This window comes from Shinella kummerowiae, from assembly GCF_009827055.1.
GTDB classification, from domain to species: Bacteria; Pseudomonadota; Alphaproteobacteria; order Rhizobiales; family Rhizobiaceae; genus Shinella; species Shinella kummerowiae.
Genome location: NZ_WUMK01000010.1, coordinates 207,599 through 222,905 on the forward strand (window position 1 = coordinate 207,599; position 15,307 = coordinate 222,905).

At 62.8% G+C, this 15,307-nt stretch carries 13 protein-coding genes; 11 read left to right on the forward strand and 2 right to left on the reverse strand.

The window, feature by feature from the left end; genetic code table 11:
* Positions 1-10 precede the first annotated feature (10 nt).
* The 6 genes from GR138_RS24645 to GR138_RS24670 all read left to right on the forward strand — a co-directional run bounded on the left by GR138_RS24645 (position 11) and on the right by GR138_RS24670 (position 6,430).
* Positions 11-826, forward strand: a complete 816-nt coding sequence (locus GR138_RS24645; protein ID WP_160861916.1) for an HpcH/HpaI aldolase family protein — start codon at positions 11-13, stop codon at positions 824-826.
* Positions 827-1,813 (forward strand): hydroxyacid dehydrogenase, encoded by a 987-nt coding sequence (locus GR138_RS24650; RefSeq protein WP_160861917.1) that lies wholly within the window; start codon positions 827-829, stop codon positions 1,811-1,813.
* Between the two features lie 2 nt (positions 1,814-1,815).
* Positions 1,816-3,324, forward strand: a complete 1,509-nt coding sequence (locus GR138_RS24655) for a sugar ABC transporter ATP-binding protein (RefSeq protein WP_338091158.1) — start codon at positions 1,816-1,818, stop codon at positions 3,322-3,324.
* A gap of 5 nt (positions 3,325-3,329) precedes the next feature.
* Positions 3,330-4,337 (forward strand): ABC transporter permease, encoded by a 1,008-nt coding sequence (locus tag GR138_RS24660; RefSeq protein WP_420853717.1) that lies wholly within the window; start codon positions 3,330-3,332, stop codon positions 4,335-4,337.
* Positions 4,338-4,372: 35 nt separating this feature from the next.
* Positions 4,373-5,320 carry a substrate-binding domain-containing protein gene (locus tag GR138_RS24665; protein WP_160861919.1) on the forward strand — a complete coding sequence of 316 codons (948 nt, stop codon included), beginning with the start codon at positions 4,373-4,375 and terminating at the stop codon, positions 5,318-5,320.
* Between the two features lie 198 nt (positions 5,321-5,518).
* Entirely contained in the window at positions 5,519-6,430 is a 912-nt protein-coding gene (locus GR138_RS24670; RefSeq protein ID WP_160861920.1) for a MurR/RpiR family transcriptional regulator, read from the forward strand.
* Positions 6,431-6,475: 45 nt separating this feature from the next.
* Here the strand turns inward: GR138_RS24670 and iolG are convergent, their stop codons facing one another.
* Positions 6,476-7,477, reverse strand: a complete 1,002-nt coding sequence (gene iolG / locus GR138_RS24675) for an inositol 2-dehydrogenase (protein ID WP_160861921.1) — start codon at positions 7,475-7,477, stop codon at positions 6,476-6,478.
* A gap of 108 nt (positions 7,478-7,585) precedes the next feature.
* On the opposite strand from iolG, the gene GR138_RS24680 reads away from it, so the two are divergent.
* From GR138_RS24680 to GR138_RS24700, 5 genes are all read left to right on the forward strand, one after another.
* Complete coding sequence (locus GR138_RS24680) at positions 7,586-8,779, forward strand: Gfo/Idh/MocA family protein (protein ID WP_160861922.1); 1,194 nt, start codon at positions 7,586-7,588, stop codon at positions 8,777-8,779.
* Positions 8,780-8,869: 90 nt separating this feature from the next.
* Positions 8,870-10,711, forward strand: coding sequence for a 3D-(3,5/4)-trihydroxycyclohexane-1,2-dione acylhydrolase (decyclizing) (gene iolD, locus GR138_RS24685; protein WP_160861923.1), 1,842 nt, complete (start codon positions 8,870-8,872; stop codon positions 10,709-10,711).
* Positions 10,712-10,756: 45 nt separating this feature from the next.
* On the forward strand, positions 10,757-11,809 hold the full coding sequence (locus tag GR138_RS24690; protein ID WP_160861924.1) for a sugar phosphate isomerase/epimerase family protein: 1,053 nt from the start codon (positions 10,757-10,759) through the stop codon (positions 11,807-11,809).
* 53 nt (positions 11,810-11,862) lie between these two features.
* Positions 11,863-12,996, forward strand: a complete 1,134-nt coding sequence (locus GR138_RS24695; protein ID WP_160861995.1) for a Gfo/Idh/MocA family protein — start codon at positions 11,863-11,865, stop codon at positions 12,994-12,996.
* A gap of 58 nt (positions 12,997-13,054) precedes the next feature.
* A complete protein-coding gene (locus GR138_RS24700) occupies positions 13,055-13,861 on the forward strand; it encodes an SDR family oxidoreductase (protein WP_160861925.1) in 807 nt (268 codons plus the stop codon).
* A gap of 327 nt (positions 13,862-14,188) precedes the next feature.
* On the opposite strand, the gene GR138_RS24705 is transcribed toward GR138_RS24700, so the two are convergent.
* Positions 14,189-15,223 (reverse strand): aldo/keto reductase, encoded by a 1,035-nt coding sequence (locus GR138_RS24705; RefSeq protein WP_160861996.1) that lies wholly within the window; start codon positions 15,221-15,223, stop codon positions 14,189-14,191.
* Between the last annotated feature and the right edge of the window lie 84 nt (positions 15,224-15,307).

Below are 15,307 nucleotides of genomic sequence, written 5' to 3' on the forward strand. Positions count from 1 at the left end.
GGGGGCAGCCATGATCAAGAACGGTGTCAAACAGCGCTGGGCGGAAGGCAAACCTGTCCTCAACGGCTGGCTCTCCATTGCCAATTCTTTCAGCGCCGAAATCATGGCCGCGCAGGGCTACGATTCGCTCACCATCGACATGCAGCACGGCATCGTCGGTTACGACGGGGCGGTGCCGATGCTCCAGGCCATGCGGGCAAGTGGGGTGACGCCGCTGGTGCGCGTGCCGTGGCTCGATCCCGCCGACATCATGAAGGCGCTCGATGCCGGCGCCTATGGTGTCATCTGCCCGATGATCAACACGCGTGCCGAGGCCGAGCGGCTCGTTTCCTACGTGCGCTATCCGCCCAACGGGGTGCGCAGTTTCGGTCCCAGCCGGGCGCTGTTTTCCGCCGGTGCCGGATATGCCGCGGAAGCCGACGACGAAATGATCTGCCTTGCCATGATCGAGACGGCGCAGGCCTATGAGAACCTCGAGGATATCCTCGCGACCCCCGGCCTCGATGGTGTCTATATCGGACCCGCCGACCTGACGCTGGGGCTCCAGGGCAAGCGCTATGCGCCCGGCTTCGACCGCCGTGAGCCGGAAATGATCGAGGCGATCAAGACAATCCTTCATGCGGCCCACAAAGCCGGCAAGCGGGCGGCATTGCACAACGGCACCGCCGACTATGCAGCGGAAGCGGTGGGCTGGGGCTTTGATTTCGTGACGGTCACCAATGACGTGCGCCTCCTTGCGGGTGCCGCCGAGGCGAGCGTGCGGAAATTCCGCGATCTCGTGCAGGAGGTCGCTCCCGTCAACACGATCGACACGGGAGGATATTGAATGCCCAGGATCCTGGTGGCAGGCAAGATCCACGCGGACGGCCTTGCCGTTCTCCATTCCGCCCCGGGCGTGACGATCGACTATGTCGAGGAGGTTTCCGCGGCAAGCTATGCGCCGTTCCTCGCAACCGCCGATGCGCTTCTCATTCGCACCCAGCCGCTGTCGGCGGCCTTCGTCGCCGATGCGCCGAACCTCAAAATCGTTTCGCGCCATGGCGTCGGTTACGATTCGGTTGACGTCGCCGCCTTGAATGACCGCGGCATACCGCTTGCCGTCGTGGGGGATGTGAATTCCCGCGCCGTGGCCGAGCACGCGGCCATGCTGATGCTCTCGGCCGCGCGCCGCACCGTTCTCTTCGATCGCAAGATGCGGCAAGGCGACTGGAATTACCGCAACAGTCTGGATGCCGACGAGCTCGATGGCGGCACGCTGCTGGTGGTCGGCTTCGGCCGCATCGGCAGGCGGCTGGCGCAGATCGCGATGGCGCTCGGCATGACGGTGATTGCCTACGACAAGTTCCAGTCCGCGGATCAGATCGCGGCGGCCGGCGCAACGCCCGTCGACGACTTGCTTCATGGCCTCTCCCGCGCCGACGTCGTGTCGCTGCATGTGCCGAAGTCCGGCGCCGAGCCGCTGATCGGCGCGGCGGAGCTGGCCGTGATGAAGCATTCGGCCATTCTCATCAACACGGCGCGCGGCGGCCTGATTGATGAAACGGCGCTGCTGGCGGCGCTCAATGAGGGGCGGCTTGCCGCAGCCGGCCTCGACGTGCTCGATGCCGAACCGCCGGCAGGCGATGATCCGATGCTCGCCTGCGACCGGGTGGTGCTGTCTCCGCACAATGCCGGGCTGACCGAAGCTTGCGCACGGCGCATGGCCATCTCGGCGGCGGCAAATATCCTCGATTTCTTCAAGGGCACGCTCGACCCGGCGCTCGTCGTCAACCGCGCCGAGATTGCTCTGCGGCTTTCTCCGGTCGGAGGTTGATCGTGGCGCTCCTGGTATTTCGCGATATTGCCAAATCCTACGGCATCGTGCCGGTGCTGAAGGGCATCGATCTCGTCGTGAAACCCGGCGAGGTGCTGGCGCTCGTTGGCGAAAACGGTGCCGGTAAATCCACCCTCATGCGCATTGCCGCGGGGCTGGCGCCGCCGTCTTCGGGCACGATGCTGCTGGACGGTGCGCCAGCGCCGGCAAATCTGCATGCCGCCGAGCGTGCGGGCATCGTCATGGTGCACCAGGAATTCTGTCTGGCGCCCCATTTGACGGTGGCCGAAAACGTCTTTCTCGGCCGGGAAATGACACGCGGCCTCTTTACCGATCGCAAGGCGATGGAGATGCGGGCGCACGACCTGCTAGCTGAGCTCGGCTCATCGGCTCCCGTTCGAGCACGGTTGCGCGACCTGCCCGTCTCGGACTGGCAGATGATCGAGCTTGCCAAGGCCTTCGCCCGGCAGCCGAAACTCATCCTGATGGACGAACCGACTGCCGTGCTGTCGGCGACGGAGGCGGGCAACCTTTTCACCCGTATCCGGGTGTTCCGTCAGGCGGGCGGTTCGGTGATCTTCACCTCGCATCGCCTTGATGAGGTGAAGGATATCGCCGATCGCGTGGCTGTCCTGCGTGACGGCCAGATCGTGCGCGTCGAGAACACCCGCGACATTTCCGAGGACGCGATGGCCGAGGCGATGGTGGGGCGGCCGCTTGCGGAAATCTATCCGCCCCGGCGCGGTGCGGCAAAGCGCAAGGCCTTGCTCAGCGTTGCCGGCCTGACTTCACCGGGCACGGTCGAAGACGCGACGCTCGATATCCGCGAAGGGGAAGTACTCGGCATTTCCGGCCTCGTTGGTTCCGGCCGCACCGAGCTTTTCGAAGCGTTGTTCGGGCTACGGCCGGCGCGTTGCGGGTCGTTCGTGCTGCGTGGCGAGGCGCGGTCGCTGCCGGCGGCGCGCGAGGCCTGGGGGCTGAAGCTCGCCTACCTGACGGAGGACCGCAAGGGCAAGGGCCTGCTGCTCGGCAAGTCGCTCGACCAGAACGTGGCGCTCACCAAGGGGGCGATCAACGGCGCGAGCTGGATCGACCGGCGGGCGGAGCGGCGTGATCTCGAAGCGGCCGTTGGGCGTTATGATATTCGCACCGGGCGGCTCGACGTTACGGCCGGTGCGCTCAGCGGCGGCAACCAGCAGAAGGTGCTGATTGCCAAGACGCTTGCCGTCGAGCCCGATCTCATCGTCTTCGACGAGCCGACGCGCGGCGTCGATATCGGCGCCAAGCAGCAGATCTACGAGATCATCGCCACGCTTGCCGCCGAGGGCAAGGCGATCGTCGTCATCTCATCCGAGATGCAGGAGATCGTCGGCCTGTCCGACCGGGTGCTGGTCATGCGGCGCGGGCGCATTGCAGGCGAGCTTTCCGGCGACGCGATCAGCGAAACCGACATCATTCGATTTGCCATGGGCCTGGAAGACAGGGCCCCGCAGGAGGAGGCAAGCCATTGACCGACATTACCGCGACATCTACCGGCGACGCAGCAGTGTCGCCGAGCCGCACCCTTGCGGGCATTTTCGAGGCCGCAGGCCCGCTCATCGCGCTTATCCTCTTGATGCTGATCGGCTCCCTGATGAGCGACAGCTTCCTCGGCGCAGAGAACCTCTCCAACGTTTTTACGCGCAGCGCCATCATCGGCATCATCGCGGTGGGCGCCACGTTCGTCATCACGGCGGGCGGGCTCGACCTCTCCGTCGGGTCGCTCTCGGCGCTGGTCGCGGGCGTGACGATCATGTTCATGAATTCGGCGGCAGAGGTGCTCGGGCCTGGTTGGCAGCTCGTCGCCGCCGGCATTGTCTGCTCTCTTGTCGTCGGTGCGGCGGCCGGTCTCCTCAACGGTGTCATGATCGTCAAGGGGCGGGTGGAAGCCTTCATCGTGACACTCGGCGCCATGGGCATCTTCCGTTCGATCATCACCTGGCTTGCGGATGGCGGCTCCATCTCGCTCGATTTCTCGCTGCGCGATGCCGCACGCCCGATCTATTACGGCCAGGTTCTCGGCATCGCCGTGCCGATCCTCGTGCTCGCCGTCATCGCCATCGTCGGCGAACTGGTGCTGCGGCGCATGCGCTTCGGCCGGCATGTGGCGGCCATCGGCTCGAACCGTCATGTCGCCTTCTATTCGGCGATCCCGGTCAACCGCGTGCGCATCCTCACCTATGTCATCCAGGGCCTCTGCGTCGCCATCGCCACGGTGATCTACGTGCCGCGCCTCGGCGCAGCCACCCCTTCGACCGGACTGATGTGGGAGCTGGAGGCGATTGCCGCCGTCATCATCGGCGGCACGGCGCTCAGCGGCGGTTTTGGTCGTATCTGGGGCACGATCGTCGGCGTGCTGATCCTCGGTTTCATCAGCAACATCCTCAACCTCGCCGGCTTCGTTAGCCCCTATCTCAACGGCGCATTCCAGGGGGCGATCATCATCATCGCCGTCCTCTTGCAGCGCGACCGTTCGCAGGGCTGACACCTTCTTTTCACTTCCACAGGGAGACACGTGAAATGTTCGACAGATTGAAATCCATCCTCGCTGCAGGTGCTGTGGTCATCGCCAGCTTGGCGACACCGGCGCTCGCTGCCGACGCCGTCATCGGCGTCTCCATCCCGGCGGCGACCCACGGCTGGACGGGTGGCCTCAACTACCACACCAAGCGCACGATTGACCGGATGAAGGAAGCCTTCCCAAATATCGATTTCGTGCTGGCAACCTCGTCGAGTGCGACGCAGCAGGTCAACGATATCGAGGACCTGATGGCGCGCAACATCAATGCGCTCGTCGTCCTGCCCTTCGAATCCGACCCGCTGACCGAACCGGTCAAGGCCGCCAAGGCCAAGGGCGTGTTCATCGCGACCGTCGACCGGGGTCTTGCCGAAGAGGGCATCGAAGATCTCTATGTCGGCGGCGACAATCCGCAATACGGCACTGCAGCGGCGGAGTATTTCAAGAAGAAGTTCCCCGACGGCGGCAAGATCGTCGTGATGCGCGGCATTCCGACGGCGATCGACAACATCCGCATCGACGCCTTCAACGCGGCGCTGAAGGACACGAAGATCGAAGTTCTCGACATGCAGTATGCCAACTGGAACCCGGACAAGGGTTTCGAGGTCATGCAGGACTATCTCCAGCGCTTCCCCGAGATTAATGGTGTGTGGGCCGGTGACGACGATGCGGCACTCGGGGCCATCGAGGCGATCAAGCAGGCGGAACGCAAGAACGTGACGGTACTTGGCGGCTCGGGTATGAACAAGGTGATCAAGCTGGTGATGGACGGCCATGACATGGTCGATGCTGACATCTTCTACCCGCCGACGCTGATCATTCCGGCGATCGAACTCGTCACCATGAAGTTCGCCACGCAGGCCCCGATCAACGGCCGTTACGTGCTCGGCAGCCCGCTGATCACCAAGGACAACGCGGCGGAATATTACTTCCCCGACGCCCCTTATTGAGGAGCGAAAGGGGTGCGCTCTTCTGGGGTGCACCCCGTTATGGCTGCCACTATGGGGACCGCAGGACAGGCCCGCCGCGACAAGCGTTGCGGATTGCCGATTTTTGCAATACTGCACTGAGTAGGTGATTGGACCGCGCGCAGGACACATATTGAATGCCGCGGCCTCTTGCACTTCACGCTTCAGGAGTTGCGCTGCATGCCACGGGTAAAACAGTCCGATCAGCCGCCACCACGCACAGCCAACTACGAAACATTTGTCAATCTCGTCACGGAAGCCTATCCGGACCTGAGCGACCGTTTCCAGCAGGTTGCGCGCTTCATCACGCAGAACCCGAACGTCGTGGCGATGAAGTCCATCAACGCGATCGCCGAGGAGTGCGGCGCGCATCCTTCCATTCTTGTGCGCTTCGCCCAGAATTTCGGGTTTTCCGGTTTCAAGCAGCTTCAGGCCGTTTTCCAGACCCGGCTCTCGACGGCAGCCCCCGGCTATCGCGAGCGCATCAGCGCGCTGGACGTCGATCTGGAGAAGAACAAGCGCAAAGGCAATCTTGGCTTCCTGCACGACCTGGTCGTTCGCGATATTGCAACGCTGCAAGAACTGCTGAGCTCGACGCCCGAGGAAAGCCTGTCCCGGGCCGCCAAGGTCATAAAGAACGCCAACACGATTTTTATCGCCGGGCAGCTACGCTCCGAGCCGATTGCGAAATTCCTCCGCTACGTGCTCTCCATGCTTCAGTTGCGGGTCATTCTGCTCGATCCGGCGGGCGGGCTGGCGCCCGAAATGGCGCAGGTCATGGGCAAGAAGGACGTGCTGATCGCAATTGCCTTCCGCCATTATGCCAAGGAGGTGGTGACGATCGCCGACGTTGCGGCACACAATGGCACGCCGATGGTCGCCATTACGGACAGCCAGCTATCTCCGCTGGCGAAGAATGCCAGCGTTCTGTTCACCATCCCGGAGGACGAATACTCGTTCTCGCGCTCGCTTGCGGCACCCATGTGCCTGACCCAGGCCATCGCGGTCGCGGTCGCAGCGCTGCTCCAGGAGGACAAGAAGGACTCGCCGCAAATACCGACGGTGACGGGAAACCAGCGTCGCAAGCCCTGAAATGGGAGTGCCCGCCATTTCCGTACGGAACGGCGGGCAGTGATCTCACCCGACGATTTCGCGGATGTTGACGAACCGCCGGCCCACGCGCGAGAGGTTTGCGGCCTCGGCGAGCGCCAGGGATTTTTCGCCGTCTTCGAAAGTGGCATCCGGCGTGGCGTTTGTTTCGACGCAGTCGATGAAGGATTCCAGACCCAGCGCATAGGCTTCCGCATAGCGCTCGATGAAGAAGTTGAGGAAGGGTTCTGCGGCGCCGGTCGCGGTCGGTCCGAACCGTTCAAGACCATGCGCGCGGCGGTTTCCGGAGATGAGCATTCCGTTCGAACCGAGGATCTCGACGCGTTGGTCGTGACCGTAGATCGCCGCACGGGAGTTGTTGATGTGGCAAAGCTTGCCGCTTTCGGTGCGCAGAACGACCATGGCGGAGTCGATATCGTTCAGTTCCGCCAGCGTCGGGTCGATCAGCGCGCTACCGGTGGCGAAGACTTCGACGGGCTCTTCGCCGAGCATGAAGCGGGCGAGATCGAAATCGTGGATGGTCATGTCCTTGAAGATGCCGCCTGATGCCTTCAGGTATTCGCGCGAGGCAAGACCCGGGTCGCGCGACGTGATGATCACCTGGCGGATATCGCCGATCTCGCCGGAGCGGGCCGCATCGCGCGCAGCCCGATGGCCCGGGTCGTAGCGGCGGTTGAAGCCGATCTGGATCGGTCTGTTGAAGCCCTTCAAAGCCGCGCGGCAGGCCTTGACCCGAGCCAGCGACAGATCGATGGGCTTCTCGCAGAAAATGGCCTTGCCGGCCTTCGCGGATGCCTCGATGAGGTCTGCATGCGTCGGCGTGGACGTCGCGATCAGCACGGCGGCGGCCTGCGCGATGGCCTCCTCGGCGCTCACGGCCACCACACATCCGAACTGGCGGCCGACCTCTTTGGCGGCTGCGGAAACGGGATCGTAGACGGCTGCGAGTTCGGCTTTGCTTGAACGCACAATCGTGGCAGCATGCATCTTCCCGATGCGCCCGCAGCCGAGCAATGCAATCCTGATCATCAACTTCCTCCTGATGGCGGTGCAAAAAACGTTGCGCATTTGATATTCCGTCAATATTAATTCTGCAAGCCTGTTTTCGGGCGTATGTGGATTTTGAGGGAGGGGATCATGGCAGAGGTTTCAGGCGGCCAGGCGCTTCCGCTGGCCGAGCGTCGTTTGCGGCTCGGCATCGTCGGCGGCGGGCAGGGCAGTTTCATCGGCAAGGTGCATGCGCGGGGTGCACGGCTTTCAAACCGCTGGGACCTCGTTGCGGGCGCTTTGTCGTCCCGGCCGCAGGTGGCGCAGGAATCCGGGCGTGCCTGGCTGCTCGCCGACGACCGCATCTACACGGATTACCGGGTGATGGCCGAGCGCGAAGCGGCACGGCCGGATGGCATCGATGCCGTGGCGATCACCACGCCGAACAACTCCCACCATGCCATCGCCTGCGCCTTCATGGAAAAGGGCATCGACGTCATCAGCGACAAGCCGCTGACGACGTCGCTTGCCGATGCACTCGATCTCGTGCGCCGGCAAAAGGAAACGGGCCTCGTCTTCGGCGTCACATACGCTTATGCCGCCTCCGCCATGGTGCGGCAGGCGCGCCAGATGATCCGCGACGGCGCGCTTGGTGCGCTCCAACAGGTGCATGTCGAATATTTTCAAGAATGGGCGCTGACGCCGCTGAAGGACGCCGGTGCCGGCGCGCAATGGCGGGTCGATCCGTCGATCGTCGGCCCCACCTTCACGACCGGTGATATCGGCACCCACTGCCACCATCTCGGCGCCTTCGTCTGCGGCCGGCCGATCACGGCGGTGCGGGCGGAGTTTCACACGCTGGGTCCGCCGAAGGCGCTGGAGGACACGGCCTTCATGCATGTGCGCTACGAAGACGGCATTCCCGGCACCATCATGATCTCGCAAGTCGCGCCGGGCGCCCATTGCGGACTGCGCATTCGCGTCTTCGGCGACAAGGCAAGCCTGGAATGGAACCAGGAGGAGCCTGAAATCCTGCATTTCCGTCGCTTCAACGAACCGGCCCGTGTGCTGACGCGTGGCGAAGGCGCCGGCATCGGCGTGCATGCTGCGCGCTTCGTGCACATGCCGCGCGGACATCCGGAGGCGCTCAGCGACGCCTGGGGCAATCTCTACGAGGAGTTCGCGATCGCCGTCGAGGCGCGCCGCCTTGGCCGGAACCTGCCCGCAGGGCTGCTGGAATATCCGACGGTGGTGGACGGTGCGCTTGGTGTGAAGCTCATCGAGGCGGCGCTCGCATCGAGCCAGTCGGGCGGGCAATGGGCGGATTGCACATTGTCGATGTGATTTGCAATAAGTATTGCAATATATAAATTTATGAAATAATAGTTCTGCGAAGAGGGCTGGCGCGGGTATGCCGGCTCAGGGAGGTTTTAAATGGGTACCGTTCGTCTCACCATGGCCCAGGCCCTGGTCCGCTATCTCTGCAACCAGTTTACCGAAATCGACGGCCGACGCGAGCCGCTTTTCCCGGGCGTCTTCGCCATTTTCGGCCATGGCAACGTGACCTGCCTGTCTGAAGCGCTGGAGGCGGTCCAGGATACGCTGCCGACCTGGCGCGGCCAGAATGAGCAGTCGATGGCGCTTGCTGCGATCGGTTTTGCCAAGGCGACGCGCCGGCGCCAGATCATGGTCGCGTGCAGCTCCATCGGTCCGGGTGCGCTCAACATGGTAACGGCCGCAGGCGTGGCGCATACCAATCGCCTTCCCATCCTGCTTCTTGCCGGTGACAGCTTCGTCAACCGCCGTCCCGATCCGGTGATGCAGCAGGTCGAGCATTTCGGCAATCCGACGATCACTGTCAACGATGCTTTCAAGGCCGTGGCGCGCTACTGGGATCGCATCACCCATCCCGAGCAGATCCTTTCCTCGCTGCCGCAGGCCGTCGCCGTCATGCTGGACCCGGCCGATTGCGGCCCGGCTTTCCTTGGCCTGCCGCAGGATGTGCAGGAGATCGCCTGGGACTATCCGGAAAGCTTCTTTGAACAGACCGTTCACAAGGTGCCACGCCCGCGGCCCGACCGCGACAGCCTTGCGGAGGCGATCCGCGTGCTGAAGGCGGCCAAGCGCCCGCTGATCATCTCCGGCGGCGGTGTTCGCTATTCCGGTGCGGAAACGGCGTTGGCCGATTTTGCGCAAAAGCACGGCATCCCGCTTTGCGAGACCATTGCCGGCAAGGGTACGGTCACCCATGACCACCCGGCCCATGTCGGGCCGATCGGCATCGTCGGCTCCACCTCGGCCAATGCGCTGGCCGCGGAAGCCGACGTGGTGCTCGCCGTCGGCACGCGGCTCATGGATTTTACGACCGGCTCCTGGACGGCTTTTTCGCCGGACGCCCGCTTCGTTTCTATCAACGCGGCGCGTTGGGATGCCAAGAAGCATCGCGCCGTCGCCGTGGTCGGTGATGCGCTGGAAACGGTCGGTGAAGTCGAGGCCGCGATCGGCGACTACAAGGCAGACGCCGGCTGGACGGACAAGGGCAGGCTGGAATTTGCCAAGTGGAACGACGCATTGGACGGCTACCAGAAGCCGACGAACGCGCCGGTTCCGACCTATGCGCAGGTGGTCGGCATCGTCAACTCCAGGGCGAAGGACCGTGACCTCCTGATCACCGCCGCCGGCGGCCTGCCGGGCGAAGTGATGAAGAACTGGCGCGTCAAGGCACCCAACACCTTTGACTGCGAGTTCGGCTTCTCCTGCATGGGCTATGAAATCGCCGCCGGTTGGGGCGCGGCCATGGCCGATCCCACGCGCACACCAATCGTCATGATCGGCGACGGCACCTACATGATGATGAACTCGGACATCTACTCGACCGTTCTCTCCGGCCACAAGATGATCCTCATCGTCTGTGACAACGGCGGCTATGCCGTCATCAACCGCCTGCAGAACGCCAAGGGCGGCGCCTCTTTCAACAACCTCATCAAGGATTGCCGCGTCAAGGAACCGTTCCCTGTCGACTTCGGCAAACATGCCGAGGCCATGGGTGCGCTCACCCGGCATGTCGAGAGCCTGGCCGATCTCGGCGACGCGGTCGAGTGGGCGCAGACGACGGATCGTACCACCGTGCTCACCATCGTCTCAGATGCCTTCACCTGGACGCCCGGCGATGCCTGGTGGGATGTCGGTGTGCCGCAGGTCAGCGAACGCGCGCAGGTCAATGCCGCCGCGAAGGACCAGCAGGAAGGCCGCAAGAACCAGCGCGTCGGCGTCTAATCGCGCAAAGGCTTAGACACCATACTTATCTGAAGGACGACAAGCATGAGAACCATCAAGGGTCCCGGCGTGTTTCTCGCGCAATTTGCCGGCGATGAGGCGCCCTTCAATTCGCTGAAGGGACTGGCCGGTTGGGCCGCCGACAAGGGGTTCAAAGGCGTGCAGATCCCCACTTGGGACCGCCGGGTGATCGACCTCGAACAGGCCGCTGAAAGCCAGGGCTATGTCGACGAGATCAAGGGAACGCTGGACGAGCACGGCCTCGTCGTCACGGATCTCGCCAGTCATCTGCAGGGACAGCTCGTCGCGCTTCACCCGTCGTTCAACCTGCCGGCCGATTCCTTTGCGCCCGCCAAGGTGCACCGTGATCCCAAAGCGCGGCAAGACTGGGCCGTCAACCAGTTATTCTGTGCTGCCAAGGCCTCTCGCAGGTTCGGCCTTGATCGCCATACGACCTTCAGCGGAACGCTTCTTTGGCCCTATTTCTATCCCTATCCGCAATGGCCGGACGGGTTGATTTCCGACGGTTTCGATGAACTCGCACGGCGCTGGCGGCCGATCCTCGATGCCTTCGATCAAGAGGGGGTCGACGTCTGCTACGAAATCCATCCGACCGAAGACCTGCATGACGGCCTGACCTTCGAGATGTTTCTGGAGCGCGTCGACAATCATGCGCGCTGCAACATCATGTACGACCCGAGCCACCTGGTACTTCAGTCGATCGATTATCTCGCCTACATCGATCACTATCACCAGCGTATCAAGACCTTCCACGTCAAGGACGCGGAATTCCGGCCGACGGGCAAAACGGGCGCCTATGGCGGATATCAGCCCTGGGTCAGGCGGGCCGGCCGCTTCCGTTCCCCCGGCGACGGGGAGGTCGATTTCGGCGCGATCTTCTCGAAACTGACGGGCTACGGTTTCGATGGATGGGCCGTGCTCGAATGGGAATGCTGCCTGAAGAATTCGGAAGACGGTGCCGCCGAGGGCGCACGCTTCATTCGCGATCATATCATTCAGGTCTCGGATCGCGCCTTCGATGATTTCGTGAAGTCCGGCACGGACCGATCCGTCAACAATGAAATCCTCGGGATCTAAGGACTTTGGCCGTGTCGAATGCAAACCTATCCAATCGTCGTCTTCGCCTCGGCATGGTCGGTGGCGGCGAGGGCGCCTATATCGGCGGCATCCATCGCTTCGCCGCGCGCCTCGATAACCACTACGACCTCGTGGCAGGCGCGTTCGATGTCGATGCCGAACGGGGCCATAGCTTCGCCGCGAAGAATTTCATCGATCGCGACCGCTCCTATGGTGACTATCTCGGCATGGTGACGGGCGAGCGCACACGCGACGACCGGATCGATGTCGTGGCGATCTGCACGCCCAACCACACGCATTTCCCGATCGCCAAGGCGTTTCTCGAGGCGGGATTCGATGTCATTTGTGAGAAGCCGATGACCACGACCGTCGAGGATGCGATTGCGCTCCACGACCTCGGGCAGTCAACAGGGCGTTTCCTTGGGGTGACCTATACATACAGCGGTTATCCGATGGTTCATGAGGCGCGGGCCATGGTCGCGCGCGGAGACCTCGGCAAGGTCCGTGTGGTGCAGGTCGAGTATCCGCTGGAATGGATGGCGACGGGGATCGAACTGCAAGGCAACCAGCAGGCGGCCTGGCGCACCGATCCGAAGAAGAACGGACGCGGCGGCTCCATCGGCGATATCGGCACGCACGCCTATCATCTCGCAGGCTTCGTTACGGGATTGAAGGCCGAGGCGGTCGCCGCAGACTTGGCGACATTTGTCGAGGGCCGTGCCCTGGATGACAATGCCCATGTGATGATCCGCTACGAAGGCGGCGCGCGCGGTCTTCTGTGGTCCTCTCAGGTGGCGATCGGTCAGTCGAATGGCCTGAGGCTGCGGGTCTTCGGTGAGAACGGCAGTCTGGCCTGGCATCAGGAGCAGCCAAATGAACTGGTCTTCACCAGGCTCTTTGGCGCCCCGGAAACGATCAAGCGCGGTCGTGACGATCTGACCGATGGTGCCCGCGTTCGAACCCGCACACCGCCGGGCCACCCGGAAGGCTATATCGAAGCGTTCACCAACCTCTATTCCGGCTTCGCTGCCGTCATAAGGGCGAAGGAAAGCGGCGCGCCGGCCGGGTCGTTCGGGGAAGGAATACCCTCCTCCTATGATGGCCTCAAAGGTGTGGCCTTCGTCGATGCTGTCGTCGACAGCCACGAGAAGCACAATGGCGGATGGTTGCCGTTGCAGTTCGCTTGAAGCGCGCGCTGGACCAGCCGTAGGAACAACGTGCAAGCACGCGAGAGGAAATTGAAAGATGGCACAGTTCGAAAACAAGATCATCGTCGTGACCGGCGGCACCCAGGGTCTTGGTGCGGCGACGGCGACGCTTCTGGCCGAACGCGGCGCGAAGGGCCTGGTGATTTGCGGGCGGTCCGAAGAGAAGGGCGCGGCGCAGGCCACCCGACTGGCCGCCCTTGGGGCGGAAACCGTCTTCGTCAAAGCCGATCTGTCGAACGTCGACGACTGCAAGGCCGTCATCGCCGCCGCCGACAGGAAATTCGGCCGGCTGGACAGCCTGGTCAACGCGGCCGGGATGACAAATCGCGGAAACATCCTGAACACCAGCCCGGAGCTCTTCGATCAGTTGTTCGCGGTCAACACCCGGGCGCCGTTCTTCCTGATGCAAAGCGCGATCGAGCTTTTCAAGCGCGACGGCGTTGCCGGAACGATCGTCAACATCTCGACGATGTCCTCGATGGGCGGGCAACCATTCCTGGCCGCCTACAGCGCCTCCAAGGGCGCACTCGATACACTGACGCGCAACACCGCCTACGCCGCCCTCAGAAACCGCATCCGCGTCAACAGCCTCAACATCGGCTGGATGGCGTCCGAAGGCGAGGACAGGACGCAACGCGAACTCGACGGGCAGCCGGCCGATTGGCTCGAGAAGGCCGTTATCGCACAACCGAATGGTCGCCTGATCGATCCCAAGGAAGTTGCCCGGGCAATAGCCTTCCTCGCATCGGAGGAATCCGGATTGATGACCGGAGCAATCATCAATTTCGACCAGGCGATCTGGGGCGCCTATGACAGCCTGCCGCATGCCAGCTCGGCTCTGTAACTGTCTTTCATCAGGTTTTTCGGAACGAGCGGGTCAATAGATAGACTCTACGAGATAATCACCACTTATGCGGCTTTCCCAACTGCTGATCGGTGGTTCAACTTCCTTCAACACCGTGTCGAGCATCTTTGTACAGGTTCTATATCCGAATGGTGTGGCATTCACTGGTGAAGCGTAGGCGAGCCGTCGTCTTCATCGAGCAAAAACCGAACAGGGAACGCAAGCGCTCCCAGCTCGGCTGCATGGCCCGGCTATGCCATTCCGAATGAATCAGCGTGGGTTTCCAGACGCTGGATCATCGTCAGAACTACTCGGCAAGCCCGATGATCACACCGGTGGCGGATTCAGGCGGGAGAAACCATCCTGGCGGTGATAGGGGAAATGCGGGTAGGCGGGGGTGTTCCGGCTGGCCTTGTCGAGCTGCGCGATCTGCTCTGCGGTCAGCGACCAGCCGACAGCGCCGAGGTTCTGGCGCAACTGCTCTTCGTTACGGGCGCCGATGATAACGCTCGATACCGACGAGCGTTGCAACAGCCAGTTGATGGCGACCTGCGGAATGGTCTTGCCGGTCTCCCCGGCCACGTGATCGAGCACGTCGACGATATCGTAAAGCTTCTCATCATCGACGGGCGGGCCGAACGAGGCGGTATCGTGCAGGCGGCTTCCTTCCGGCCACGGCCGGCCGCGTCTGATCTTGCCGGTCAGGCGCCCCCAGCCGAGCGGGCTCCAGACGAGCGCGCCGACGCCTTGGTCAAGCCCGAGCGGCATCAGTTCCCATTCGTAGTCTCGTCCGACCAGCGAATAGTAGACCTGATGGGCGACATAGCGCGGGTAGCCGTGCTTGTCCGCTGTGGCGAGCGACTTCATCAACTGCCATCCGGCGAAATTGGAAACGCCGACATAGCGGAGCTTGCCGGCGCGCACCAGGGTATCGAGCGTCGACAGCACCTCTTCGACAGGGGTGCCGGCATCGAAGGCGTGCAACTGCAACAGGTCGATGTAGTCAGTGCCGAGCCGGCGAAGCGCTTCGTCGACACCCTTGATCAGGCGCGAGCGCGAGGATCCGGCATCGTTTGGGCCGTCGCCCATCGGCAGCGACATCTTGGTGGAGATGAGCACGTCATCGCGACGCCCCTTGATCGCTGCGCCAAGCACCTCTTCGGAGGCGCCATCCGAATAGACATCAGCCGTGTCAAACAGATTGACGCCGGCCTCGATGCAAATGTCGACAAGACGGCGCGCCTCGGCATTGTCGCTGTTACCCCAAGCACTGAAAAGCGGCCCTTTGCCGCCGAATGTTCCGGCGCCGAAACTCAGTGCGGGAGCCTTCAATCCCGACGATCCAAGCCGTCTGTATTCCATCATTCGAACTCCTCGTTGCGATCATGCCTGCATTGGCAAGACGAAGATGGTGTCGCGATGATTTGAGAGGTAGACTATCCACAG

What these genes read in the sequence shown, in the direction of transcription:
- GR138_RS24645 (WP_160861916.1), top strand. Translation starts at nt 11, where the DNA reads ATGATCAAGAACGGTGTCAAACAGCGCTGGGCGGAAGGCAAACCTGTC.
- GR138_RS24650 (WP_160861917.1), top strand. Translation starts at nt 827, where the DNA reads ATGCCCAGGATCCTGGTGGCAGGCAAGATCCACGCGGACGGCCTTGCC.
- GR138_RS24665 (WP_160861919.1), top strand. Translation starts at nt 4,373, where the DNA reads ATGTTCGACAGATTGAAATCCATCCTCGCTGCAGGTGCTGTGGTCATC.
- GR138_RS24670 (WP_160861920.1), top strand. Translation starts at nt 5,519, where the DNA reads ATGCCACGGGTAAAACAGTCCGATCAGCCGCCACCACGCACAGCCAAC.
- iolG (WP_160861921.1), bottom strand. Translation starts at nt 7,477, where the DNA reads ATGATCAGGATTGCATTGCTCGGCTGCGGGCGCATCGGGAAGATGCAT.
- GR138_RS24680 (WP_160861922.1), top strand. Translation starts at nt 7,586, where the DNA reads ATGGCAGAGGTTTCAGGCGGCCAGGCGCTTCCGCTGGCCGAGCGTCGT.
- iolD (WP_160861923.1), top strand. Translation starts at nt 8,870, where the DNA reads ATGGGTACCGTTCGTCTCACCATGGCCCAGGCCCTGGTCCGCTATCTC.
- GR138_RS24690 (WP_160861924.1), top strand. Translation starts at nt 10,757, where the DNA reads ATGAGAACCATCAAGGGTCCCGGCGTGTTTCTCGCGCAATTTGCCGGC.
- GR138_RS24695 (WP_160861995.1), top strand. Translation starts at nt 11,863, where the DNA reads ATGGTCGGTGGCGGCGAGGGCGCCTATATCGGCGGCATCCATCGCTTC.
- GR138_RS24700 (WP_160861925.1), top strand. Translation starts at nt 13,055, where the DNA reads ATGGCACAGTTCGAAAACAAGATCATCGTCGTGACCGGCGGCACCCAG.
- GR138_RS24705 (WP_160861996.1), bottom strand. Translation starts at nt 15,223, where the DNA reads ATGGAATACAGACGGCTTGGATCGTCGGGATTGAAGGCTCCCGCACTG.